Source organism: Microbulbifer sp. JSM ZJ756 (assembly GCF_044383805.1).
GTDB classification, from domain to species: Bacteria; Pseudomonadota; Gammaproteobacteria; order Pseudomonadales; family Cellvibrionaceae; genus Microbulbifer; species Microbulbifer zhoushanensis.
Genome location: NZ_JBISER010000001.1, coordinates 643,610 through 668,608, shown reverse-complemented (window position 1 = coordinate 668,608; position 24,999 = coordinate 643,610). Strand labels below are relative to the sequence as shown.

Sequence of the window (24,999 nt, the reverse complement as noted above, 5' to 3'; positions counted from 1 at the left end):
GTTCACAGCTTCAAGGAGGCGTATCGCTGGGATGCGCCTTTTTTGTTTCTGATTCATATAAATTTCACAGAGTTATTTTTCGGAGCTGAGCATGCTTCAGTCCATGCGCGACAACCTGAAAGGCACGGCGGCGATTATTGTTGCCGGTTTTTTCGGTTTTATTATGGTCATTGGGGGAATTGATTTTTTCACCGGTGCCAGTGGTGGTGCCACCGATGAAGTGGCGGAAGTCAATGGTGAAAAGATTACCAACCTGGATCTGCAACGTGCGATCCAGAATCGCCGCAATATGATCATGAGCCAGTATGGCGACAATGCCCCTGCGGACCTGCTTACCGACGAGCGCCTGCGTGGCCCCGTACTTCAGCAACTGGTCACCAGTTCGGTCCTGCGCCAGGCAGCCCAGGACAGTGGAATGGTCATGAGTGCCGCCGCTGTCGACAGGGAGACTGTGCAGATTCCGGCATTCCAGGTGAATGGCAAATTCGACCCGCAGGTGTTCCGGGATTCCCTGCGCCGGATGGGCTATAGCCCCGCCAACTTTCGCCAGGTGATGGAGCGTGACCTGGTCCTGCAGCAATATGCAGACGGTGTCAGCGGTACAGCCTTTGCCACGCGCGCCGACGCCGAGCAGGTGGTCGAGATTTCCATGGAGGAGCGCGATTTCGATTATGTGGTACTGCCGGTGGCCGGAATGCTTGAGGGCATTGAAGTAGCTGACAGCGAAGTACAGGAGTACTACGACCAGAACCAGGCTCAGTTCCAGCGGCCGGAGCAGGTTGCGATCGAGTATATCGAGCTGAAGCCCGAGGTTTTCGCCGGGAATATTGAAGTGTCGCCCGAGAATGTGCGTGCCCAGTACGAGCAGGAAGCCGCTACCTTCCAGGCCAGTGAGCGTCGCCGCGCGGCACACATCCTGCTGGAGGAGGCCGATGAGGCCAAAGTAGCGGAGATCCAGTCAAAGCTTGATGCTGGTGAGGACTTTGCCGAACTGGCCAGGACTTACTCTGATGACGTCGGCTCCAGCGAAGAGGGCGGCGATCTCGGGTTCACCGACGGCGAGGTTTTCCCGGAGGCTTTTGAGGAGGCACTGGCGCAACTGCAGGAAGGCCAGGTTTCCGGCCCGGTGACCACCGATGCCGGCACTCATTTCATCAAACTGCTGGAGATTGAAGGCGCCGAGCCCCCGACTTTCGAGGAGCGCGAGGCCGCCATTACCGCCCAGCTGCGCAATGCCGAGGCGGAACGCGAATTCGTTGCCGCGCTGGGCCGTCTGGCGGACCTGGCTTACAACGCGGAAACCCTGGCCGGACCCGCCGAGGAACTGGGGGTACCGCTGCAACAGGCACCGCTGTTTGGTCGCGAAGGTGGTCCCGGCGTCGCAGCCAACGAACAGGTGGTTGCGGCGGCATTCGCACCGGAAGTCATGCTCGATGGCAACACCTCGGATGTATTGAACCTGACCGAAGATCATTCTGTAGTATTGCGGGTTACCGAGCACCAGCCTGCCGGTATCTATCCGCTGGCGGAGGTTCGGGAGCAGATCGTGGACCTGCTGAAGCGTGAAAAGGCAAGCGCCCAGTTGGCGGAGAAGGCTGAGGCGATCGGCGAGGAGCTCCGTTCGGGCAAGCCATTTGACGAGCTCGCAGAAGAGCGCGAACTGGCACTGGAAACCAGCGACAAGACTCGCCGTGGTGGCTTCGGCCAGCGTGGTGAGATCGTCGAGGCGGCGTTTGCCATGCCGGAGTCCGGAAAGGTAAAGACCTTTGCCACCGGCAGTGGGGACCAGGTGGTGCTGCAACTGCGCGATGTGCGGGAGGGCGACCTGTCCCGCCAGAGCCCCGAGCAGCGCTCGGCGCTGCTGCAGCAGCTGGCGGCCATGAGTGGCAGTGCCGAGCTCGCGGCGGTGCAGAAGTACCTCGCCGAGCAGGCTGATATTGAACTGGTGGAGGCGTCGGACTGACGCCAGGGCAAAATCCTGCCAGTGTGAAAAACCCGGCTCCGGCCGGGTTTTTTTATGCCTGGAGGCCCGCCGGCTGTTGCGCTGTTGCGAATTGCTGCGCGAGTGGCATGCAATAAAAAACCCGGCCGGAGCCGGGTTTCAGTCAGTTGGCCTGGAGTGCTCAGCCGCTGCTGGCGCCGTTGACGAACAGGGTCAGCTGCTGGCCGGGCTGGAGATAGCTGGATCTGCTCAGCTTGTTCCAGCGCAGGATGTCATCGATCTCAAGGCTGAATTTCCTGGCGATGCGGTAGAGCGAATCGCCGCTGCGTACCCGGTAGGAAAGTTTCCGGGTAGCAGAGCCGCTGGATCCCGCACCGTTGTACGCCACCAGGTTGCGGCCCGGGCGCAGGGTCTCGCCAGTGGCCATATCATTCCAGCTGGCCAGCTGGCGCACGCTGACGCCCAGGGTGCGGGCAATGCCCCACAGGGTATCGCCGGGGCGCACGGTATAGTTGGTCTTGCGGCTGCCGGAACCGCTCTTGCCGCCACCCACACGCTGGTCCAGCGCGTAGGCGTACTGGCCGTTGGCTCCGGATGCCCGGGGGATCAGCAGGGTCTTACCCGCACGGATATTATTGCCGCGCAGGTTGTTGGCCTGGCGGATCGCCTCAATTGAGGTCTCGTAGCGGCGGGCAATAGTCGAGAGGTTGTCGCCACGCACGATGCGATAGCGCTCCCAGCTGACCCGTTGCTCTTCAGGGATCTCGGCCAGGGCGGCCACGAACTGGTCCCGTTTGGAGATCGGGATCAGCAGCTGGTGGGAACCGTTGGGGTCGGTCGCCCAGCGGCTGAAGCCCGGGTTCAGCAGCTGCAGCTCTTCAATTTCGATATCCGCCAGTTGTGCCGCCTGCGCCAGTTCGATCTGGCTGCCCACATCAACCGCGGTGTAGTAGGGCTCATTGGCGACGTCGTGCAGGGGGACCCGGTAGTGGTCGGGGCGGGAGATAACCTCCGCCAGTGCCAGCAGCTGGGGCACATATCGCTGGGTTTCCCGCGGCAGTGGCAGGTCCCAGTAACTGGTGCCCTTACCGCGACGGGCGTTGCGTTCACGGGCCCTGCGCACGGTGCCTTCGCCGGCGTTGTAGGCCGCCAGGGTCAGTGCCCAGTCGCCGTCAAACTTTTTGTTCAGGTAGGCAAAGTACTTGATGGCTGCCCGGGTCGATGCGGCCACATCACGCCGGCCGTCATACCACCAGTTCTGGTGCAGGCCGAAAGAGCGACCGGTGGCGGGAATGAATTGCCACATCCCGGAAGCGCTGGCATGGGAGTAGGCAAACGGGTCGTAGGCACTCTCGACAATGGGCAGCAGCGCCAGCTCCATCGGCAGGTTGGCGGCTTCCAGTTGCTCGGCAATATGGAAGATATAGCGCCTCGAGCGCTCGGTAACCCGGGCCATGTAGCCTTCGTTCCGCGAATAGTAAGCGATGTAGTCGCGGACTTTGGGATGCTCGGTGTGTCGCGCCAGGTTAAAGCCGCGCCGCAGACGGTCCCAGATATCGACCGGCGGCAGGGCCTTCTCCATTGTCGGCGTCGGGTCTATTGGTTCTGCCTGTACATGGGTTCCTTCCCATTCCTCTGGTGAATTCCCCTGCTGCGCATCTTGATCCTCAATTTGCGCGCAGGCCCCCATTGTTGCTGCCAATACAGCAACAGCCAGTTTTTTGTGAACCATGCCGGTTTCCGCAAGTTTTGTGCATTCTGAGAGCCCAGGCGTTTAAATTGCTATTGGACCTGAGCTTTTCTTTCTAATGTTCTGATTCTAAAGAGCTGTTTAGGTTTCGGTCAATGGAAACTGGCTAGTTTTTGCGCAAAATGCATTGATTAAGGAATAAACAAACTATTTTGCTGCCATATGGAAGGATCGGGTTGGTTAAAAATTATCCTTCCACTGGCGCAGGCTGGCAAACACTTCGACCTCGCCGGGGTTGTCGTCGGCGCCGTGATTGCTCGCGCAGCGAGCGAGGGCGGGAATATGGCAGCGCAGGAAGGGATTGGTGGCCAGCTCCTCACCGATCGTGGAGGGCAGGGTAACGCGATCGTGGGCGCGCAGGGACTCTGTCTCTGAGATGCGTTTCTGCAGGGTGCTGTTGCCCGGCTCGGCCGCCGAGGCAAAGCGCAGGTTGGCCAGGGTGTATTCGTGTGCGCAGTAGACCAGGGTCTCGGGTGGCAGGGCACCCAGGCGGGAAAGTGAGGCGTACATCTGTTCAGGCGTGCCCTCGAACAGGCGTCCACAGCCCCCTGCGAACAGGGTGTCGCCACAGAAGAGATGATGGTGCAGGCCGCCGCCAGTGTCGTCGTCCATCAGCAGTGCCAGGTGATCCAGGGTGTGCCCGGGTACGGAGATCACACGCACCGGGCAGCCCAGCACGCGGAACTGGTCGCCGTCCTCGAGGCTGTCGGTGACGCCCTCGATGGAGCCGGGCCCGAAAACCGGGCAGTCATAACGATTTTTCAGCTCTGCAACACCGCCGGTATGGTCCAGGTGATGATGGGTGATCAGGATACCTGCGAGACTGTTCGAGCCAAGGGCGTCGATGACCGGGCGTGCATCGCCGGGGTCCACCACCCAGTGCTCGCCGTCCCGTTCCAGGTGCCAGATGTAATTGTCATTGAACGCCGGGATGGGAGATATTGTGAGCATGGTTCTCGCCGGTTAATCTTGGATGGGTAACGATAACATAGTGTAACGGGTGTGCCGTGGCGATGGTGCCGAGCACACTGTTGTCGCAAATCCAGTTCTTCCGGGAACAGGTTGCGCCCTCTCAGGTCCTGTGCAAGCCTGTTGCGGCTGGCGTCCGGGACGGGAACCAGAAATGCACGCGGGGAACCAATGGGAAACAAGTCACGAGGCAGGCAGGGTACCGGGGCGAGCAGCCTGGCGCAGTCCTGCGCCGACGTTGCCCGGTGGTTCGAGAGTGGCCTGGGGCAGGAAATCCTCTCCCAGGAGCTGGCCCTGGCACAGCCGCTGGTAGAGGGCCTGTTTGGCTATCACCTGATGCAGGCGGGTGTGACAGATACTATCGACTTCGCCGCCTGCAGCCGTATCAATCACTGTTTCAGGCTGACCCCGACACCGCGCCAGCGCGGTGCCGCACTGGTGGAGTTTGAGCAGCTGCCGCTGCCATCGGAATCGATTGACGTTGCGGTGCTTCACCATTTGCTCGATTTCTCCGAACATCCCCACCAGGTACTCCGTGAGGCCGCGAGGGTACTGATACCCGGTGGCCACCTGGTGCTGTTGGGGTTCAACCCGTTCTCGCTGCTCGGGGCGTCACGCCTGATCTTTTCCCGCGCTGCCATGCAGCAGGGTAACCACCTGCGGGCCGCGCGGCTTGAGGACTGGATGAACCTGCTGGACCTGCAGGCAAGCAGGGTCGAGCGGGGCTTCTTCCGCCTGCCACTGCAGCACCGGGAACTGCTCGCCCGTACCGCCTGGATGGAGCGGCTGGGCGCGCGCTGGCACTTGCCTTGGGGAGGGTTTTACATCATAGTCGCGCGCAAAGAAGTGGCGCGCATGCGAACACTGCGCATCCAGTGGCGCGGTGAGCGCAAACCTGCACTGCGCCCAGTCCCCTCAAGCCCGCGTGTGGCCGCACGCCGGGGCCATTCGAAACGCTGAACCCGGAAAAAAACAGTCACATTGAAACAAGTAACAATCTATACCGATGGCGCCTGCAGGGGTAACCCTGGTCCCGGCGGCTGGGGCGCATTGCTGATTCATGGCGACGCGGAAAAAGAGCTCTACGGTGGAGAGGCCCATACGACCAACAACCGTATGGAGCTGTTGGCTGCAATCAAGGCACTGGCAGCCCTGAAGCAGCACTGCCGTGTCGACCTGCATACCGATTCCCAGTACCTGCGCCAGGGCATCACCAGCTGGATTAATTCCTGGAAGAAGAATGGCTGGAAAACCTCGGCCAGGAAACCGGTAAAAAATGCCGACCTGTGGCGCGCCCTCGACGAGGGAATTGCCGGGCACGAAGTGCACTGGCACTGGGTCAAGGGGCACGCCGGTGATCCCGGTAACGAGCGGGCCGACGAGCTGGCCAACCGCGGAATAGACGAACTGGAGAGTTGAGATGCGTCAGGTTGTCCTGGATACAGAAACCACCGGCCTTGATCCCAAGAGTGGTCACCGGATTATTGAAATCGGTTGTGTCGAGCTGGTCAATCGCAAGCCTACCGGGCGTCATTACCACCAGTACATCAATCCGGAAAGACAGGTGGATGACGGCGCGATTGAAGTGCACGGCATCACCAATGAATTCCTGCACGACAAGCCGGTGTTCGCCAAAATAGCTGACGAGTTCATGTCCTTCTGTGAGGGTGCTGAGCTGGTCATCCACAATGCCCCCTTTGACGTCGGCTTTATTGACTGGGAACTGAAGCTGCTGGGCAGTCCGCGCTGGCAGAGCGTAGCGGCGCACTGCGGTGTGCTGGATACGCTGACCATGGCGAGGGAAAAGCACCCTGGCCAGAAGAACAGCCTCGATGCACTGTGCAAGCGCTACTTCGTCGACAACTCCCAGCGAGACCTGCACGGCGCGCTGCTGGACGCGGAGATCCTGGCCGACGTCTACCTGACCATGACCGGTGGGCAGACGGACCTGGCCCTTGCCCAGGGCGGTGACCAGGGCACCGAAGGGGAAGCGGGGCAAGACAATCACCAGCTGGCTCCGGGGGCTATTCGCCGCCTGGCGGCCGACCGGCAGCCTCTCACAGTAGTTGCGGCGTCCGCGGAAGAGGTGCAGGCGCACGAGGAGATGCTTGCGCTGCTGCAGGATAGCGCCGGAACCCATTACTGGAAGTGATCCCGCTACCGGGAGCCGGATTACCGCGGCCGGCGGCTCAGCCAATAACCCAGACCATACAGGCCAGGGCCACCGTACTCAGTACCAGTGTGTAGGGCAGTGCCATCAATACCATGCGACCGTAGGACAGCCGGATCAACGGCGCCAGGACGGATGTCAGCAGGAACAGGAAGGCCGCCTGGCCGTTTGGTGTCGCCACGCTGGGCAGGTTGGTACCTGTGTTGATGGCGACCGCCAGTTTCTCAAAATGCGCACGGCTGATTTCGCCCGCCTCCAGCGCTCCCTTGACCTCATCGATATAGACTGTTGCCACAAAGACATTGTCACTGATCATCGACAGTAGGCCATTGGCGATAAAAAGCATGGATGGCTGTCGCTCCTCATCCATGGCCAGGACCCAGTGGGTGACCGGCTCGAACAGGTGTTGCTCGTGGATCACCGCGACGATGGCAAAAAACACCACCAGCAGCGCGGTGAAGGGCAGGGCTTCTTCAAAAGCGTGGCCGATACGCGGTTCCTGCACCACGCCGTTGGCGGAGGTAAGCAGCACAATAACCACCAGGCCGATAATGCCCACCTCGGCCACGTGGAAAGCCAGGGCGAAAACCAGCAATATGGCCACGCCCCCCTGTATCCATAGCTCCGCGACATCGCGCTTCGCGCGTTTCCTTTCCTGCTCGTGGGCGTACAGGTCCAGCACCTCCCGCACGGCCGCCGGCAGTCGTGCGCCGTAGCCGCAGATTTTCATATTCTCCACCAGAACGCAGGTTGCAAGGCCTGCGAACAGTGTGGGAATGGTTACCGGTGCCATCTGCTGGAAGAATTGCAGGAACTCCCAACCGGCCTTTTCCGCAATGAGCAGGTTTTGCGGTTCACCGACAATGGTGCACACGCCGCCCAGTGCGGTACCCACGGCACCGTGCATGATCAGGCTGCGCAGGAAGGCCCGGAACTGGTCCAGGTCCTCGCGATGGTACTCAACCACATGCTCGTCGGATGAATGATCATGGCTGTCGTGGTGGTGCGGGCGATTGCTTGCGACCCGGTGGTATACAGAGTAGAAGCCCACGGCAACCGCGATCAGTACCGCCGTGACCGTCAGTGCATCCAGGAACGCGGACAGCGCAGCCGACACACCGCAGAAAAGCAATGCCAGCAGGGTTTTCGAGCGGACCCTGAGCAGGATTCGGGTAAAGAGGAATAGCAGCAGGCTTTTCATGAAATAGATGCCCGCTACCATAAACATCAGGAGCAGCAGGACTTCAATATTGTCCATGACTTCATGAAAAACCGCGTCGGTGGACGTCATTCCCAGAACGACGGCCTCGATGGCGAGCAACCCGCCTGACGGCAGCGGGTAGCATTTCAGGGCCATTGCCAGTGTAAAAATAAACTCCCCGATCAACACCCAGCCGGTCACGAAGGGGCCGGCGAGTAACAGTAGCAACGGGTTGCCCAGCAGGAAGATGATAATAGTGAGCTTGTACCAGTCGGGTGCCTCGCCGAGGAAGTTTTCAGCGAAGGCGCGCCCGAGCCCGTCGCCGGTGTGACGCTTGGCGGGATCAGGGGCGCGGGCGGGCTGGCGGGTCATCAATCCGTATCCTTCCCCGGGCCCTGGCGTGTCGCAGGGCTGGTTGTTGCCGGGCTTTGAGAGCTTGTGCCAGTGACGCTGTTCGATGGCGACTGGCTGGGCGGCGAGATGCCCCGGGAATCCCGGAACAGCCTGATTTCACCAGGGGCTACTGCCTGTCAATTGATGCAGGGGCGGAAATGTCGATTGATCGATGGAAATAGCCACCCCGATAGTGGAATCTCGATGAGTTTAGTATAAATTGGCCAGCCACCACGGGCCGGGAAGCCTGTAGGCGGTCAGAAAATAATCATGTTGATGAGATAAAAGGCGACATTAAGCAGTGACAGAATCGCGCGAAATCAATGTAACCTCGGTGAACCTGGTTAAGGAAGAACTGGTGACGGCCGTCGACAGTGCCGCTGCGCAGCTGGACCAGTTTGCGGTGGACCCGGGAAACCGCCAGTCGCTGGAGTCCTGTATGGGGGCGGTGCGCCAGATTTGCGGCGTGCTGCAGATGGTGCAGCTCAAGGGGGCGGAGCTTCTCGCCCAGGAAATGCTCGGCGCCCTCAATGAGTTGGAGGCCGCCACCCAGCAGCCCCCTACGGAGGTGTTGGAAGCACTGAGTACCTCCTTCTATGTGATCACCCGTTATCTTGATTTTGTGCAGCACCGCGGTGTTGCCCGTCCGGAGCTGTTGATTCCCTACATCAATCACCTCCGGGCCGCCCGCAATGAGCCTCCTGTGCCGGAGAGCCATTTCTTCCAGTGCCGCCTGGAGGGCAATGTGCCGGGGGCGGTGTCGTCTGCCGTTATGTCAGAGGACCTGCGCAATTTCGTTCGCCGGTTCCGGCACATGTACCAGGTGGGCCTGCTGGCGCTGTTGCAGGGCAAGCCCTGCCAGCCTGCCTATACCATGATGGCCCGCGCGCTGCAGCGTGTCGCCAGCGTATCGGCGGGCCGGCCGATCGGTAAGCTGTGGGCGGTTGCCGGTGCGGCACTGGCCGGGATGGCTTCCAGCAAGATGCATATCAGCCGCTCGCGGGTAATGGTTTTCAGCATGTTTGACCGACGCCTGCGTGCCCTGCAGCGGGAGGGCGACAAGGCCCTGGACCAGGCACCGCCCGGGGTGTTGCTGAAGGAAAGCCTGTACTGGCTGGCATTATCTTCGCCGCGGGGGCAGGGCGGACGTATCCTGGAGGCGTTCAATGTGTCTCCGCTCGGTTACGGTGAAGCGGAGCTGGAGCGTGAACGCGCCAGCCTAGGGGGGCCCGGGGCCACTGCAATTGCCGCCGTGGCAACGGCGCTGGACGAGGAGCTCGCCGGCGTGCGCCGCATGCTGGATGATGTGGAGACCCTGGGCGTTGCCGGCCTGTGCGAGGACGAGGGCCTGATGGGCGACCTGCAGCGAATCTCCAGTATCCTGCTGATGCTGAACTTCCACAAGGTGGGTTCGGGCCTGGGCAAGGCCGTACAGGAGTTTCGCTCTGATGCCCGCGTCAGCGGAGCAGCGGGCGAGGCCGCGCTGCAGAAGCTGACCCAACAGGTGCTGCAGGTTGATAATGCCATTCGCGCGCTGCGCCAGAGTTCGAGCATTGATGTGGATGAGTTCGGCCATGCGGATGCCGCGGTGGAAATGAGCCAGCTGGCGGAAGCCGAGATGGCGGTCCTGAAAGAGGCCGAGGCCGGGCTCTCCCTGATCAAGCGTGCGCTGGCGTCCTACGCCGAGTCAGACTATGACTACGGGCATATCCGCAATGTTTCCACCACCCTGAACTCGGTTCGCGGCGGCCTGATCGTGCTGAACCTTTCCCGTGCTTCCGGTGTGACCGAGCGACTGATCGATTTTGTCGAGACAGTGATGCAGCAGCGCGAGGCGGTGCCCGAGATCGAGCAGGCACTCGATACCTTTGCCGACGCCATCATCAGTCTCGAGTATTACCTGGGTGAGGTGAAGATGCACCGCAAGGCTGATCCCGAATCACTGAAGCTGGCACTCGAGAGCCTCGAGGCGCTGGGTTACCCGGTGGAGGCGGCCTGAACGGTCGCGCGCAGTGAACCAAAGCTTTGTCCCCGCGGCCCAGCCGGGTCCCCAACCCCAATTGTCGTGCCATATCGTGGTTGCCGGCGGCCAGCTCCTGTGTGCCGGCAGCTCCTTTGTTCACGCCCACCTCGACCTGCCCGCAGACCTCTTGCTCGCCTCCCACTATCTCGGTGAATTGTCAGGACAAGCCTGTGGGGTCCACCTGCTCTCGGCCCGCATCGACGTGCCTGGTAGCGAGTGGCGTGGCCTGCGGTCCCTGCTCGGGATGGTCGATGAGGAAATGTTCTATCTCGCCGGGCGCGCGATGCAGGTGGCCAACTGGGATTCAGACCATCGCTACTGCGGTCGTTGCGGGTCGGCCACTACGCTGTCCCCGGGAGGGGAGCGCGCGCGTGTCTGCCCCGAGTGCCAGTTGTCGGTATACCCGCGGATCTCACCCTGTGTCATCATGTTGGTGACGCGTGGGGAAGAGTGCCTGCTGGCCCGGCATTCCCATCACCGGCATGGCCTCTTTACCGCGCTTGCGGGCTTTATCGAGCCCGGGGAAAGCGCAGAACAGGCAGTGGCGCGGGAAGTGCATGAAGAGGTGGGCCTGCGGGTTGGCCACCCATACTATATCGGCAGCCAGCCCTGGCCCTTTCCGGGGCAGTTAATGCTCGGTTACACCGTTCCCTGGGTGGCCGGCGAACTGGCACCGGACCTGGATGAAATCGCCGAGGCGCACTGGTTTCATTACCGTGACCTGCCGGCGGAGATACCGCCCCCGCAGACCCTGTCAGGGCAGCTGATCCGGGGTTTTGTCAGTGCGGCAAACGCGAAGTCAGATTAAACGGAGCATTGAAAATCATGTATATCGCCATCACCTTCCTGATTGCGCTGATCGCTTTGCTGCTGGTTTTCTGGGGTGGCAAGGTGCTGTTGAAGGGCACCTGGCTACTGGGCTTTATTCGCGGCACCGTGGGGCTGGCGCTGCTCGGCGCGGCCCTAATGATCGTGCTGGTGGCGGCGGACGTATACAGTTACCGCAACCTGGCCGATGAGCACAGTGTCGGCACCGTGTCATTTGAGGAACTCGAAGAACAGCAGTTCATGGTGAAGTTTGCCGACGCCGACGGCGTCACCCAGGAATTCCAGCTGAGCGGTGACCAGTGGCAGCTGGACGCGCGCATGCTCAAGTGGAAGGGGCCGCTGTCCCGCTGGGGCATCAAGCCGGCGTATCGCCTCGATCGCCTCAGCGGGCGCTACCTGACGCTCCAGGATGAACGCGAAAAACAGCGCACGGTACACCAGCTTAACGGCAGTAATTACGGGGTCGACGTCTGGAAGCTGCTGCGGGATATCGACCCGCGCCTGCCCCTTGTGGACACGGTCTACGGCAGTGCGACATTCCTGCCAATGGAGGATGGCGCTGTCTACGAGGTGAAGATTTCCCATACCGGGTTGCTGGCGCGACCGCTCAACAAGCAGGCCACGTCCGCCATGGAGCAGTGGCAGTAAACGGATTAATCTGGAGTTTCAGTGGAATTTCTCAGTGAGTACGGCCTGTTCCTGGCCAAAGTGGTAACGATCGTGGTGGCCCTGCTGGTCATCATTGGTTTTATTGTCGCCAACCGCGCCCACCTTAAAGAGCAGGTGCAGGGCCATATCAGCGTCACGCACCTCAACGATCGCTACGAGCAGATGAAAGAGGCCCTGCTGCACGCGGTACTGGACAAACACGCTTTTGCCCAGCGCAAGAAGCAGCAGGCCAAAGAGCAGAAGGCGCGTGACAAGGCACTGGCCAAAAAGCACAAGGCGGAAAAGAAAGGCAAGGGTGGCAATGCCCCGGAGCTTGCCGATATGCCGGAGCAGGCTGAGGCAGACGCGGAGGCCGGGCAGCCCGGGAAAGCTGCAGCCCCGGGTGCCGCGGCAGAGCCTGCGCGGGTTTACGTGGTGCATTTCGATGGTGATATCAAGGCCAGCGCACTGACCAACCTGCGCGAGGAAATTACTGCCATCCTGCAGGTGGCTGACAAAGGTGATGAGGTCGTGGTGGTGCTCGAGAGTCCCGGCGGCATGGTGGCCAACTATGGCCTGGCGGCCAGCCAGCTGGCACGGGTGCGCGCCGCGGGAATCCACCTGACCATCGCCGTGGACAAGGTGGCCGCGAGTGGCGGTTACATGATGGCCTGTGTCGCCGACCGAATTATCGCGGCGCCCTTTGCCATGGTGGGCTCCATCGGTGTACTGGCGCAGCTGCCGAATTTCAACAAGCTGCTCAAGCGCCACGATGTGGACTACGAGCTGTTCACAGCCGGGGAGTTCAAGCGCACCGTCACCATGTTTGGTGAGAATACCGCAGAGGGCCGGGAGAAGTTCCAGAGCGACCTGGAGGAAATCCACGCGCTGTTCCAGCATTTTGTGGCGGAGTACCGCCCCGGCCTCGATGTCGCAAAAGTGGCCACCGGTGAAGTCTGGTTCGGCCAGCGTGCGATTGACCTGGGCCTGGTGGATGAGCTGAAAACCTCCGATGAGTATCTCACCGGGCGCTCTGCGGACGCCGCGTTGTACGAGGTCGAATACAAGGAAAAGACCAATATCGCCAAAAAGATGGGGCTGGCTGCACAAAGCGGTGTCGAATCAGCGCTGATGCGCTTCCTGTCGCGGTTGGCAGCCTGGCGCCACCAGGCCCAGTAAGCCCCTGCAGCCGCTGGACCCGAGGAGGAGGGAGTAGCCCATGAACCAGCAAGCGCAATTCCGTGCGATCCGGGTGGAGGAAGTTGCCCCGGGCAAGTTCGACCAGCTGGTGGTAAAAAAAGCGGTCAGTGAGCTGCCGGCGCATCCGTTGCAGCTCGCTGTGTCGCACTCTTCCCTTAACTTCAAGGACGCACTCTCGGCCTTCGGCAGCCCCGGGGTTACCCGCGAGTACCCCCACACCCCGGGCATCGACGCGGTAGGTACTGTCGTGTCAGATCGCAGTGGCACCTTCAGTGAGGGACAGCAGCTACTGGTGACCGGCTATGACCTGGGCATGAACACCGCCGGCGGGCTGGCCGAGCGAATCGCCATCCCGGTTGAGTGGGCATTGCCCCTGCCGGATGGCCTCACCGCGCGCGAGTCGATGATCCTTGGCACGGCCGGTTTGACCGCGGGCCTGTGTGTGGAAAAGTTACTGGAAGCCGGCGCCCGTCCCGAGCAGGGCGAAGTACTGGTTACCGGCGCCACTGGCGGAGTGGGTTCTATTGCCGTCGCCCTGCTGGCGCACCTGGGGTTCCGGGTTGCGGCAGTCACCGGGAAACTCGAGTCCGCCGATTTCCTGACCGGGCTGGGGGCGTGGAAAGTGCTGGACCGCGAGACCCTGGCGCCCTTCGCCAACAAGGCAATGGCCAAGCCGTTGTGGGCCTGGGCGGTGGACACGGTTGGCGGTGAGACCCTCTTCAATGTCATCAAGTCACTGGCCTATGGTGGCGGGGTAGCAGCCTGTGGCATGGCCGCCGGTGCCCAGTTCCAGGCCAATGTGTTCCCGTTTATCCTGCGAGGCATCAGCCTGCTCGGGGTGGACAGTGTCGAGCTGCCCTTACAGAGGAAGGCGGCTGTCTGGGAGCGGCTGGCGAGCGACTGGTATATCGGTGAGCAGCTGGCGCGAATTGCCGAGGATATATCCCTGGAGCAGGCCCCGGAGTTTCTCGCCCGCCTGCACCGCGGCCACGGTATCGGGCGCTATGTTGTTGATATGGCGCTCTAGCCGCTTCAGGTTGCGGGTGCCAAGGTGACCGGTTGAGCCGGTCGGTAATCGAAATGCCGCGGCCGGCTGCTATTCTCTGTAGTCCGGCAGCATGAGCCAGGCGGCTGCCCATGAGCACCGTGAGGTTCGGCGGTAACTTTTCCCAGTTCGGGTTTATTGGTAAGCAGCGTTGTCCTCAGAGAAAGAAATTCCGCGTCTCACCCACCAGGCCAGTGCCCTGGTCCTGTCCGGCGGTGGTGCCCGCGCGGCCTACCAGGCCGGCGTGCTCAAGGCGCTGGGCGAGCTGGTGCCGGACGATACCCCGCACCCCTTCCAGATCATCTGTGGCACTTCCGCAGGTGGCGTGAATGCGCTCCTGCTGGCGTCACACCCGGGGACCTTCAAGGAGTCTGTAGACCGCCTTTGTGACCTGTGGCTGGGGCTGTCCGTGGACGATATCTATGGCAGCAGCTGGCGCAGCCTGCTCGGTAACATGTTTTCCATCACGCGTTCGCTCTTTAACCAGGGCGTGGGCCGGCAGAAGCCCCTGGCACTGCTGGATAACTCGCCGCTGCGGGAACTGATCGGGGAGGTTATCCAGTTCGACAATGTGCAGCGCAAAATCGATGAGGGGCAACTGCGGGCTGTCTGCGTCAATGCGATGTCCTACAGCGCCGGTGAGTCCGTCAGCTTCTTCCAGGGCGCCGACGACCTGCGCGAGTGGCGCCGTTTTCGCCGCTATGGTGTGCGCACCCGCCTGACGGTGGATCACCTGATGGCTTCGGCGGCAATCCCGACACTATTTTCCACCGTGAAGATCGGCAATGAGTATTACGGGGACGGTGCCGTGCGCCAGCTGGCGCCAATCAGCCCGGCCTTGCACCTGGGGGCCAACCGGGTGTTTGTCGTGGGGGTGTCGGACAATCGCTCGCCGGTGCACTGGGGCAAGCGCAAGATCAAGGCCCCGCGCCATTCACCGTCCATCGCCCAGATAGCCGGGCAATTGTTCAACGCGGCCTTTATCGACAGCCTGGAAGGGGACCTCGAGCACCTGGATCGCGTCAACCAGCTGCTGGAGTCCGTGTCCGACAGGGAGCTCGCAGGCCTTGCGCCGTTGCGACCGGTGGACTCTGCAGTGATCGAGCCATCGCAGAGTCTCGACCGGCTGGCGGGGCGTAAAGTCCGCTACCTGCCACCGGCGGTACGCTGGCTGTTTCGCGCCACCGGTGCTACCACTTCCGGAGGAGGGGCCTCAGCCGCCAGTTACCTGCTGTTTGAGAAACCTTTTATCGGCGAGCTGGTCGAGCTTGGGTACCAGGACGCGATGTGGGAGCAGGAAAAGTTGCGCCAGTTCCTGCAACCGCAGGTGGAAATGGCGGAGACTGAACGCAGGGGATTGTTCGGACTGAGAGTTAAACCGGCAACGGAATCAGCAAATGGCAATACGCACACATAAGAATTTTGTACTGATGGCACTTCTCGCCTGGATGGGGCTGTTGACGGCCTGCAGCGCACCCACTGGCGGCTCCGGTGATGGCGCGGCGCCCGCGGATACGGCGCCGTCCATGCCCCTGACGGAGTACGAGCGCCTGCTGGGCGAGGCCAAGAGCCTCTCCTTCACACTCGATTTCAATGCGTTGCGGCGGGCCTACGTCGAGTCAGCGGACTACAACCCCCATGGCGGGGTGCGGCTGGACGGCCTGGCGGAGGCCTACAGCGCCGTGGAAAAAGCCGAGTTTGGTGAGTGCCTCGGGCACGTGGACCGGGTGCTGGAAGGCAATTACATGAGCCTGGAGGCGCACATGATCGGTGTGCTGTGCAGTGGCCGCAGTTCGGATTTCGCCCGTGAGGACCGCCACCGCTACATGGTGGAGGGCTTGATGGAGGCGATCGAGAGCAGTGGCGATGGCCTCAGCCAGGAGAGTGCCTTCCACACCATCACCACGTCAGAACTGCGTGGCTATGTGCGCCTGAAGGGGCTCCAGGTGCTGGACCAGTCGATTGTCTACGACCGTCAGGGTGTGTATGACAAGATGCAGGTCCGCGACCCGGAATCCGGGGATGAATACGATCTCTATTTCAATGTCAGCCGCCAGTTCGCCCACACTGCGGCCAACAGCGGCAACTGACTAGCACCAACCAGCGCCAGGCGCCGGTTTACATCAGGAAGGGGGCCAGGCGCTCCCAGTCGAACCGCCGCGACTGGCTGTCGCTGAACAGTATCTCCACCCGGTCGTCTTCCCAGCGAACCACCCGCCCGTGACCCAGCTTGCGGTGTCGGATTCCTTCCCCCGCTTGCGGCCGCCGCACTGCTGCCGGTGGCGCCTCGATATCCGGGTTGTAGTCCATTGCCTCCATGTAGCGTAACGCCATCCGGGAGACCGGTACCGGGCTCTCCAGGGCCGGGGGCCGCAAGCGGAGGCCGCCGGCCACCAGGAGGCTCAGGGGTAACTGCATCTCCTCGATCATCAGTGACGGCTGTTGCTCGTCATTTTCTGTTCCCGTGCCGGGCCCGGTAGCGGCTTTCTTCCCATCGCGCTGTTCAATCACCGGTTCTGGCGCGAGCAGGTAGAGCTGTCGCCGGGCGCGGGTCATGGCCACGTACAAAAGGCGGCGTTCGCTTTCCAGTGAGGCGGGCGTGCTGAAGTCCCGCTGCGGCTGGTAGGGCATGTTGTGCCGGGTCAGGGAGGGGATGATCACCTGGTCCCATTCCAGCCCCTTGGCCTGGTGCATGGTGGTGATCTGGACTGCGTCGGCGGTACTCTGCGTGCCTTCCCGGTGCTGGCGCTGGAGTTCCTGCAGGTGGCCCAGGGCCTCTTCCGGTGGTTGCTTCAGCTGGTCCAGGTACTGGCAGAACGCCACTACCGTCTGCTGTCGTTCCTCTCCCTGCTGGGGGGTGAAGCTGTCGTCGGCAATGCCCGTGAGAAAATCCAGCGCCCCCAGTTGGCGGCGCAGCAGCTCACCGGCATGGCCGCGCCAGTTCTCTATTTCCGTTAACAGGCGGGCCCGCTGGTGCAGGCGCTTCAACTGCGGCTTGCTCAGGGAGTCCGGCTCCATGGCCAGCAGGTGGTTGCCCCAGCCGCTGGATTGCTGTGCCAGTTGCGCACAGAGCGGTTCGAGTACACGCCGGGCAATCCGGATATGGGGCGCGGTCAGCCATTCGTACAGCCCCTGGCGCCGCCGCTCGGGGGGGAGCGTGGCGAAGCGACCGGAAGCGATATTGAGCGCCCAGAACAGCGGGCGCAATTCCCGGCGCGACAATACGGTGTTGCGGGCACCCGAGCGGTAGGGAATGTTGGCTGCCAGCAGTGCCAGCTCGATCGGTGCCGCCACCGACCACAACCGTACCAGGATGGCGACTTGCTCGAGGGGCTCGCCGCGCTTGCGACAGCGGCGCAGGTGGTCCACCAGCCAGCGGGTTTCCTTTGCGGTGTTGACCAGCTCGATGTTGGTATCCCGCTCCCCGTCTGCAGAGATGCAGAAGATATCGGCGCGCTCGCGGTTGTTGCCAATGCAGTGGTTGGCAGCCAGCGACAGGGCGTGGCCGTAGCGGAAGGTGCGGCTCAGGCGGTAGACGTTGGAGGGAGGGAAATCCCCATCGAAATAGCTCAACAGATAGGCCGGCTTTGAGCCGCGCCATTCATAGATGGTCTGGTCGGGGTCGCCGATGGCTATCACGTTGCCGGACTTGCCGTAAAGCACCCGCAGCAGGAAGTGCTGCACCTCGTTGATGTCCTGGTATTCGTCCACCAGGATATCCTCATAGTGGCTGCCGTACTCTGCGGCGATCTCGGGGCTGAGGCTGAGCAGGATCGCGGGGTCGTAGACCAGGTCGGAGAAGGTGACAGCCTGCTGTTCGCGGCGCCACTCCTCGAAAGCGCGAAACACCTTGAGGAAGTACATGTACTCGTCGCCCAGTTTCAGTTCCTGGAAGGCGCTCAGGTCCCCGGTGAGAATGGTCTTGGTGTAGTCGATAAAGAATTCCGCTGCTTCCACCTCGGTCTGCTTGCGTGCGCGGATGTCCTCCAGTTCCTCCGGCGGGGCGCATGCCTCGATGGCCTTCCAGATCTGCAGTTGCACGGTGGACTGGGGCAGGGGCGAGAGATTGGCCGGGGCAATATGCCCCCGGGCAATCATGCGCTGGTACAGGCGGTAACCCAGGCTGTGGAAGGTCTGCACCCCGGGCACGGGTCCGTCCACCAGCTGCTGCAGGCGTGCGGCAAAATCCTCCCGCGCACTGCGGTTATACATCAGTACCAGCATACGCGCGGGGGCTACCCCGGCCTGCAGCCGGTTGCGTATATAGTGGAGCAGGGCGGTGGTCTTGCCCGACCCGGCCACGGCAATAATCTTGGCGTGGCCGCCGGGATGGTTGGCGATGGCCTGCTGTTCTTCCGTGAGCGATGTCGACATGAATACCACTGGCTCAAATACTGGATATTTTGCCAGTATCCGGCCGGTGGGTACAGGGCTCAGGCGGGGGCGGTGCTGCCGTCCTGCCGGTCGCGCCGGCGCAGTGCCAGTTCTGCGATGTAGGACGACAGGAATACACGCCCGCTGAGTTGCTCCAGGAACCGTGAGCGGCTCAGGCGATCCAGTACCGGCCCCTTTACTTCAGTCAGGTGCATATGGATATCCCGCGCGCGCAGGTCGCGGTTAATCTGCTGCAATCGCTCCAGCGCGGTACCGTCAATCCGGCTGACCGAGGACAGGATCAGCACCAGGTCGCGGGTGTCCGGGTTGCGCTTCAGCTCTGCCAGCAGGCGTTCTTCCACCGCATTGATATTGCTGAAGAACAGGCTTTCGTCGATACGCAGGAACAGGATACCGGGTTGCGTTTTCACCGTATGGCGCAACACATTGCGGAAATGCTCGGTCCCGGGCACGCGTCCCACAACGGCGATGTGCGGTCGGCTGGTCCGCCAGATCAGAGTGGCGAAGGACAGGCCGATACCGATGCCGATGCCCGCCTCCACGCCGAACAGCACCACGCCCAGAAAAGTCCCGGCCATGGCCACGCCATCGGTACGGTCGTAGCGCCAGTTATGCAGGAAGCCGGGCAGGTCGATCAGGCTGCTGGCCGCCACGATGATGGTGGCGGCGAGAACACTCAGTGGCAGCATCTCAAAGGGTGTGGTGGCGAACAGGAGCACCAGTGCCAGGATGCCGGCGGCGATCACCCCGCTCAGTGGCGACTTTGCACCGCCCTCATCGTTAATGGCTGTGCGGGCGAAGCTGCCGGTGACGGCAAAGCCGCCGGAGAAAGCGCTGAACAGGTTGGCGGCGCCCAGGCCGCGCAGCTCGGCATCGGCATCCAGCCGCTCGCGCCGGCGCAGGGCGATGGCGTGGGCGATGGATAGGCTTTCCACAAACCCCAGCAGCGCAATGATCAGCGCCGGCAGCAACAGGCGGTAGGTCATGCCCCACTCCGGTGCCGGCAGGCCGATTTCCGGCAGGCCCGAGGGAATGGCACCCACCACGTCCATCTGCCGGTCCCATTCCAGTAGCCACGACAGCGCGATTGCCACCGCCACCACCACCATCGGCGCCAGGCGCGCAATCAGTTTTGCGCGTTTCTTCTTCATCCCGGCACGCCGCAGCAGGTAGGACAGCCACAGGCGTGCCGCGCCCAGCAGGAGCAGGGCAACGATCCCCACCAGCGTGCCCGGTGAGACCACATACGGCAGCTGCTCGACGGTTTCCGGCATCATCTCCAGCGCCGTGTCACCTTCGGCCTCAATCCCCAGCAGGGGGCCCAGCTGGCCGATGATGATCAGTGTGGCGGCGCCGGATACGAAACCGTGGATGACCGGGTGGGAAAGCAGGTTGGCCAGGGCGCCCATTCGCAACAGGCCCATCACGAACAGGAAAATGCCGCTCAGTGCGGCGAGGGTGACCGCCCCGAGGATCCAGTCGGGACTGCCGGGTGACGCCAGCGGGGTGAGTGCAGAGGCCGTCATCAGCGCCAGTACCGCCACCGGGCCCACCGAGAGTGCGGAACTGGTCCCGAACATGGCGTAGCCCACCAGGGGCAGCAGGCTGGCGTAGAGGCCGATATGGGGGGGCAGGCCGGCCAGGGCGGCATAAGCCAGGGCCTGTGGCACGATCATCATGGTCGCCACCACGGCGGCGAGCGTGTCCCCCGCCAGCCACTGGCGCTCGTAGTTTCTCAACCAACTGGGTACGAGGGTGCTCGCCCGCATGTTGCCGCTGTTCCGTTATCTGTCGGTGCCGGGGAACGGGTACTGTACTCCAGACCCTCTGCAAAGATAGACCTGATCCCCGGCGGCGTTACGGGCGGACTGGCGGCCCGGCAGTTCCCGGCCAGGTGATCAGGCGGGCTGGGCCTGGCGCCGGAAAAGCCGGAAGGCAGTCATTCCCGCCAGCATGGCGACAGTAAACACCACCGCCTTCAACTCGCCAGCACCGGTGGCGACTACCGCGGGACCGGGACAGAAACCCGCAAGGCCCCAGCCGGCGCCGAAAAGCAGGCTGCCCACTACCAGCGGGCGGTCGATGGCATTGCTGCTTGGCAACTCCAGCGCCTCTCCCAGCAGGGATTGCTGCCGCCCCTTTGCCCAGGCGAACACCGGCAGGCCCACGGCGATGGCGCCCACCATTACCAGAGCCAGCGACGGGTCCCAGTTGCCGGCCAGGTCCAGGAAGGCCAGCACTTTCTCCGGGTTGGCCATCTGCGACAGTAGCAGGCCCAGGCCGAAGATAAGTCCGGCGACAAATGCGGTGATTGTGGTCTTGTTCATGGATCAGGCTCCCAGCAGGTGGCGGACAACAAACACGGTGACAAAGCCCGCGCCCATAAAACAGAGGGTGGCGACCAGGGATCGCGGCGACAGCCGCGACAACCCGCAGACCCCGTGGCCGCTGGTGCAGCCGGAGCCATAGCGGGTGCCGATGCCCACCAGCAGGCCAGCAGCCACCAGTACCGGAAGGCCGGCCTCGATACGAATCGGCGGCAGGTCCCGGAACAGCAGCCACAATGTTGGTCCGCCCAGCAGGCCCAGGGTAAAGGCCAGCCGCCAGCCGGTCTCGCCCGGCTGGCGGGCCAGCAGCCCGCCCAGGATGCCTGAGATGCCGGCAATACGGCCGTTGGCCACCAGCAGCAGGGCGGTCGCCAGGCCGATCAGTGCACCGCCGGCCAGGGCTGACCAGGGTGTGAATGCATTCCAGTCAATAGTCATGGATTGGGTTACTCCGCACAGTAGAGTTCATACAGGGTTTGTAGCAGCGTGAGGACCTTCGGGTCGGCAATGCGATAGAACACATGCTTGCCTTCCCGGCGGGTGGCCACCAGTCCCTCCCGGCGCAGCACGCCCAGCTGCTGGGAAAGGCTCGGCTGGCGAATATCCAGTCGTTCCTCCAGGTCGCCCACACAGAGCTCTTCCTGGCTCAGCTGGCACATCAGCAACAGCCGGTCCGGGTTGCCCAGTGAGCGCAACAGTGCCGAGGCATTGCCCGCCGAGGCGCGCATCTTGTCGAGGCTGATGGTCGATGTGTCGGGCATGGGAGGGTCCACCTGGCTGCCGCTATGATTTACAGGTTTATATTATATTGATTTATATAATATTGAAAAGTATATTGTGGCCGTAATTCAGAAGTTGGAGGCAAGCAATGACTGCCAGAACAAGCCGACCGCAGGTCAAATCCTTCCTGGACCGGGATACTGAAACCTGGAGCTATGTGGTGTACGACCATGCCGGGGGTTCCGCGGCTGTGGTAGATGCCGTGCTGAATTTTGATGCGCCCTCCGGCCGCACCAGCACAGGCGGTGCCGACGAGATCATCGAATTCGTACGCGCTGAAAAGCTGACGGTGGAGTGGATCCTGGAGACCCACGCACACGCGGACCACCTGGCCGCGGCGCCCTATATCCGTGACCAGCTGGGCGGTAAGATTGCCATCGGTGACCATATCCGTGAGGTGCAGACCATCTTCCGTGACGTGTTCAACCTGGAAAAGGAATTCCTGGTGGATGGCAGCCAGTTTGACCACCTGTTTCATGACGGCGATACCTTTACCATCGGCGAGCTGGAGGGACGGGTGATTTACTCCCCCGGCCATACGCCGGCGGATATGGCCTGGTTGATCGGGGACGCGCTTTTTGTCGGCGATACCCTGTTTATGCCGGATGTCGGCAGTGCACGCTGTGATTTCCCGGGCGGCGACGCGTGCAAACTCTACCAGTCAGTGAAAAACCTGCTGGAGCTGCCGGAAGAGACTCGCATGTTCATGTGCCATGACTACCCGCCGGAGGGCAAGCGTGAGCACCAGTGTGAGACCACGGTGGGAGAACAGCGGCGCAGTAATATTCACCTGCGCGACGGTATCAGCGAGGATGAGTTCGTCAAAATGCGCACCGAGCGCGATGCGACGCTGGGTATGCCGCGCCTGATCATCCCGTCGATCCAGGTCAATATCCGTGCCGGCGAAATGCCACCGGTTGAAGACAACGGCGTCGTCTACCTCAAAGTACCGATTAATATCCTCAGGTAAACGGGACAGTTGCCGGGGAAGAAACCGGTGAAAACAGCCTGAACAATAATTTCCGGCGGGCCGCGGGCCCGCCTGTGGAGGTATCGATGGAAATCAAGCAACTGGACCAGCAGGTCAGTGTATCGGACCAGTGCAGCCCCGAGGCCATGGCGCAGCTGGCCGCGGCAGGAGTGCAGGTGCTGGTGTGCAACCGCACCGAAACCGAAGCCGAGAACGACCCTTCATTTGCTGAACTGGAGCAGGCGGCGAAAGAGCAGGGTATGGCGTTTGTCGCCATTCCATTTATGCGCGGCCAGATGACTCGCGAGCATTGTGAGCAGTTCCAGCAGGTGCTGGCCGGCGGGCAGCGGGTGCATGCCTTCTGCCGTACCGGTAACCGCTCCACCAATCTCTGGGCCGGGGCAAAATGCCTGGGCGGGGACGAACCGCGGGATCTGGTCGATCGCGCCCGCGCCGCCGGTTTTGATGTGTCCGGCGTCGTGACAGCATTCGCGCCCTGAGCCGGGCGCGCAAGAGCAGTACTGATACCGGGTAATCTGGAATATGCAATTCAGGCCGAGCATCCTCACCAGGTCCCTGCCGATACTCGATTGGCTGCGGGATTACGACGGCACCACATTCAGCCGGGACTTTCTCGCGGCGGTGATCGTCACCATCATGCTGATCCCGCAGTCACTCGCCTATGCGCTGCTGGCCGGCCTCCCGGCGCAGGTGGGGCTCTACGCGAGTATGGTGCCGCTGGTGGCTTACGCGGTGTTCGGCACCAGCCGGACCCTGTCCGTCGGCCCGGTGGCAGTGGCGTCGTTGATGAGTGCGGCGGCCCTGGGCGAAGTGGCGGTGCAGGGCACTGGCGACTACCTGGTGGCTGCGGCAGTGCTGGCCCTCCTGTCGGGCCTGTTCCTGACCCTGATGGGATTGCTGCGCCTGGGGTTCCTGGCCAACTTCCTCTCCCACCCGGTCATCTCCGGTTTTATTACCGCCTCCGGCCTGCTGATCGCCCTGAGCCAGTTAAAGCACCTGCTCGGGGTCAGTGCGGATGGGGACACGCTGATGAAAATGGCGGTTTCCCTGGTTGGGGAAATTGACCAGGTCAACCAGTACACCCTGGGCACCGGGCTGGCGGTGATTATCTTCCTGTTGTGGTCGCGCCGCGGCGCGGTGCGATTGCTAGGCCGTCTGCCGCTGTCGTCGCACGCCGCGAGTATGCTGGTAAAGGCGGCACCGGTGGTGGGGGTGATTGCCACCATCGTGGTGGCGGCCAGCTTTGGCTTTGAGGGCAGGGGTGTTGCCCTGGTGGGGGAGATCCCGGGAGGGTTGCCCGAACTGTCGTTACCCTGGCCCTCGCTGGCCCTGGTGGAGGCGCTGCTGGTTCCCGCCATCATGATTTCCATCATCGGTTACGTGGAGTCGGTGTCGGTGGGCAAAACGCTGGCGGCAAAACGCCGGGAAAAAATCGATGTGAACCAGGAGCTGGTGGGGCTCGGCGCGGCCAACCTGGGTGCGGGCCTTTCGGGGGGGTTTCCGGTTACCGGCGGTTTCTCCCGCTCGGTGGTCAACTTCGACGCGGGCGCGGTGACGCAGATGGCCAGCATCCTCACAGCGATCGGCATCGCCCTGGCGGCACTGTTCCTGACGCCGTACCTCTACTACCTGCCCAAGGCCACTCTGGCGGCAACCATTATCGTTGCGGTCCTCACCCTGGTGGACTTTTCCATCCTGCGCAAGACCTGGAACTTCAGCCGCAGCGACTTCTTCGCGGTGCTTGTCACTATCGTGGTGACCCTGCTGTTCGGGGTGGAGGCGGGGGTTTCCTGTGGTGTGGGCGCGTCCATTGCCCTGTTCCTGTTTCGTACTTCGAAGCCCCATATTGCCGAAGTGGGCCTGGTGGAGGGCACCGAGCATTTTCGCAATATCCGTCGCCACAAGGTGCTCACGGTACCGGAGATCCTCACCATCCGTGTCGACGAGAGCCTTATGTTTTCCAATGCCGCCTTCCTGGAAGAGCGGATTTACGGTGACCTGGCGGTAAACCGGCAGGTGCGGCATGTGATCCTGATGTGCAGTGCCATCAACGAGATCGACTGGAGTGCGCTGGAAGTGCTGGAGGCCGTCAACCACCGTCTGGATGAGCTGGGTATCGGCCTGCACCTGTCGGAGGTAAAGGGACCGGTGATGGACAGCCTGAAGCGCACCGGCTTCCTGGCCCACCTGTCCGGTAAGGTTTACCTGACGCAGTTCCAGGCCTTTAATGCTGCCCGTGCCCAGGTGGTGAGGGGGTCGGCATCTTGCGATCTGGCCGACGCAGCGGCAGCGGGCTCCGAATCGGCCTGAAGCCGGGAGCCGCTGGCCACTGCAGCA

22 protein-coding genes are annotated in these 24,999 nt (G+C 62.3%); 14 read left to right on the top strand and 8 right to left on the bottom strand.

The features are described 5' to 3' along the window. Positions 1 to 91 precede the first annotated feature (91 nt). Positions 92 to 1,963 (top strand): SurA N-terminal domain-containing protein, encoded by a 1,872-nt coding sequence (locus tag ACH6CX_RS03010; protein ID WP_232942887.1) that lies wholly within the window; start codon positions 92 to 94, stop codon positions 1,961 to 1,963. 160 nt (positions 1,964 to 2,123) lie between these two features. Here ACH6CX_RS03010 and ACH6CX_RS03005 read toward each other — a convergent pair whose 3' ends face one another. After that, complete coding sequence (locus tag ACH6CX_RS03005; protein WP_396674737.1) at positions 2,124 to 3,674, bottom strand: LysM peptidoglycan-binding domain-containing protein; 1,551 nt, start codon at positions 3,672 to 3,674, stop codon at positions 2,124 to 2,126. A 198-nt stretch (positions 3,675 to 3,872) separates the two neighbouring features. Beyond that, complete coding sequence (gloB, locus tag ACH6CX_RS03000) at positions 3,873 to 4,643, bottom strand: hydroxyacylglutathione hydrolase (RefSeq protein ID WP_232942885.1); 771 nt, start codon at positions 4,641 to 4,643, stop codon at positions 3,873 to 3,875. 189 nt (positions 4,644 to 4,832) lie between these two features. On the opposite strand from gloB, the gene ACH6CX_RS02995 reads away from it, so the two are divergent. Genes ACH6CX_RS02995 through dnaQ form a run of 3 tightly spaced genes read left to right on the top strand, consistent with a single transcriptional unit; the run spans position 4,833 to position 6,813 of the window. Further along, on the top strand, positions 4,833 to 5,621 hold the full coding sequence (locus ACH6CX_RS02995) for a class I SAM-dependent methyltransferase (protein ID WP_232942884.1): 789 nt from the start codon (positions 4,833 to 4,835) through the stop codon (positions 5,619 to 5,621). Positions 5,622 to 5,642: 21 nt separating this feature from the next. Beyond that, positions 5,643 to 6,080 (top strand): ribonuclease HI, encoded by a 438-nt coding sequence (gene rnhA, locus ACH6CX_RS02990; protein ID WP_232942883.1) that lies wholly within the window; start codon positions 5,643 to 5,645, stop codon positions 6,078 to 6,080. Position 6,081: 1 nt separating this feature from the next. Beyond that, a complete protein-coding gene (dnaQ, locus tag ACH6CX_RS02985) occupies positions 6,082 to 6,813 on the top strand; it encodes a DNA polymerase III subunit epsilon (RefSeq protein WP_232942882.1) in 732 nt (243 codons plus the stop codon). A 37-nt stretch (positions 6,814 to 6,850) separates the two neighbouring features. Here the strand turns inward: dnaQ and nhaB are convergent, their stop codons facing one another. After that, positions 6,851 to 8,404, bottom strand: a complete 1,554-nt coding sequence (gene nhaB, locus ACH6CX_RS02980; RefSeq protein WP_237061717.1) for a sodium/proton antiporter NhaB — start codon at positions 8,402 to 8,404, stop codon at positions 6,851 to 6,853. A 322-nt stretch (positions 8,405 to 8,726) separates the two neighbouring features. Between nhaB and ACH6CX_RS02975 the strand changes: the two genes are divergently transcribed. The 7 genes from ACH6CX_RS02975 to ACH6CX_RS02945 all read left to right on the top strand — a co-directional run bounded on the left by ACH6CX_RS02975 (position 8,727) and on the right by ACH6CX_RS02945 (position 16,259). Next, entirely contained in the window at positions 8,727 to 10,424 is a 1,698-nt protein-coding gene (locus ACH6CX_RS02975) for a hypothetical protein (protein ID WP_232942880.1), read from the top strand. 13 nt (positions 10,425 to 10,437) lie between these two features. Continuing rightward, positions 10,438 to 11,256, top strand: a complete 819-nt coding sequence (nudC, locus tag ACH6CX_RS02970; RefSeq protein WP_237061715.1) for an NAD(+) diphosphatase — start codon at positions 10,438 to 10,440, stop codon at positions 11,254 to 11,256. A 17-nt stretch (positions 11,257 to 11,273) separates the two neighbouring features. Then, the gene (locus tag ACH6CX_RS02965; RefSeq protein WP_232942878.1) at positions 11,274 to 11,924 is read left to right on the top strand and encodes a cation/multidrug efflux pump; all 651 of its coding nucleotides are present in this window, start codon (positions 11,274 to 11,276) and stop codon (positions 11,922 to 11,924) included. Between the two features lie 21 nt (positions 11,925 to 11,945). After that, positions 11,946 to 13,103, top strand: a complete 1,158-nt coding sequence (gene sohB / locus ACH6CX_RS02960; protein ID WP_232942877.1) for a protease SohB — start codon at positions 11,946 to 11,948, stop codon at positions 13,101 to 13,103. 40 nt (positions 13,104 to 13,143) lie between these two features. Then, complete coding sequence (locus tag ACH6CX_RS02955) at positions 13,144 to 14,151, top strand: YhdH/YhfP family quinone oxidoreductase (RefSeq protein WP_237061714.1); 1,008 nt, start codon at positions 13,144 to 13,146, stop codon at positions 14,149 to 14,151. A gap of 169 nt (positions 14,152 to 14,320) precedes the next feature. Then, on the top strand, positions 14,321 to 15,586 hold the full coding sequence (locus ACH6CX_RS02950) for a patatin-like phospholipase family protein (RefSeq protein WP_232942875.1): 1,266 nt from the start codon (positions 14,321 to 14,323) through the stop codon (positions 15,584 to 15,586). Further along, positions 15,567 to 16,259, top strand: a complete 693-nt coding sequence (locus ACH6CX_RS02945) for a DUF4919 domain-containing protein (protein WP_232942874.1) — start codon at positions 15,567 to 15,569, stop codon at positions 16,257 to 16,259. Before ACH6CX_RS02950 ends, ACH6CX_RS02945 begins: the two co-directional genes overlap by 20 nt. Before the next feature lie 28 nt (positions 16,260 to 16,287). On the opposite strand, the gene ACH6CX_RS02940 is transcribed toward ACH6CX_RS02945, so the two are convergent. From ACH6CX_RS02940 to ACH6CX_RS02920, 5 genes are all read right to left on the bottom strand, one after another. Further along, the gene (locus ACH6CX_RS02940; protein ID WP_232942873.1) at positions 16,288 to 18,543 is read right to left on the bottom strand and encodes an ATP-dependent helicase; all 2,256 of its coding nucleotides are present in this window, start codon (positions 18,541 to 18,543) and stop codon (positions 16,288 to 16,290) included. Positions 18,544 to 18,602: 59 nt separating this feature from the next. Then, entirely contained in the window at positions 18,603 to 20,333 is a 1,731-nt protein-coding gene (locus ACH6CX_RS02935; RefSeq protein ID WP_232942872.1) for a SulP family inorganic anion transporter, read from the bottom strand. A 129-nt stretch (positions 20,334 to 20,462) separates the two neighbouring features. Next, positions 20,463 to 20,891, bottom strand: a complete 429-nt coding sequence (locus ACH6CX_RS02930) for a DUF6691 family protein (RefSeq protein ID WP_232942871.1) — start codon at positions 20,889 to 20,891, stop codon at positions 20,463 to 20,465. A gap of 3 nt (positions 20,892 to 20,894) precedes the next feature. Next, positions 20,895 to 21,329, bottom strand: coding sequence for a YeeE/YedE family protein (locus ACH6CX_RS02925; protein WP_232942870.1), 435 nt, complete (start codon positions 21,327 to 21,329; stop codon positions 20,895 to 20,897). 8 nt (positions 21,330 to 21,337) lie between these two features. Then, positions 21,338 to 21,652 (bottom strand): metalloregulator ArsR/SmtB family transcription factor, encoded by a 315-nt coding sequence (locus tag ACH6CX_RS02920; RefSeq protein WP_255701149.1) that lies wholly within the window; start codon positions 21,650 to 21,652, stop codon positions 21,338 to 21,340. A 107-nt stretch (positions 21,653 to 21,759) separates the two neighbouring features. On the opposite strand from ACH6CX_RS02920, the gene ACH6CX_RS02915 reads away from it, so the two are divergent. The 3 genes from ACH6CX_RS02915 to ACH6CX_RS02905 all read left to right on the top strand — a co-directional run bounded on the left by ACH6CX_RS02915 (position 21,760) and on the right by ACH6CX_RS02905 (position 24,972). After that, a complete protein-coding gene (locus ACH6CX_RS02915; RefSeq protein WP_232942869.1) occupies positions 21,760 to 22,641 on the top strand; it encodes an MBL fold metallo-hydrolase in 882 nt (293 codons plus the stop codon). An 86-nt stretch (positions 22,642 to 22,727) separates the two neighbouring features. Then, entirely contained in the window at positions 22,728 to 23,141 is a 414-nt protein-coding gene (locus tag ACH6CX_RS02910) for a TIGR01244 family sulfur transferase (RefSeq protein WP_232942868.1), read from the top strand. Positions 23,142 to 23,184: 43 nt separating this feature from the next. Continuing rightward, a complete protein-coding gene (locus ACH6CX_RS02905) occupies positions 23,185 to 24,972 on the top strand; it encodes a sulfate permease (protein ID WP_334079011.1) in 1,788 nt (595 codons plus the stop codon). Positions 24,973 to 24,999: the final 27 nt, after the last annotated feature.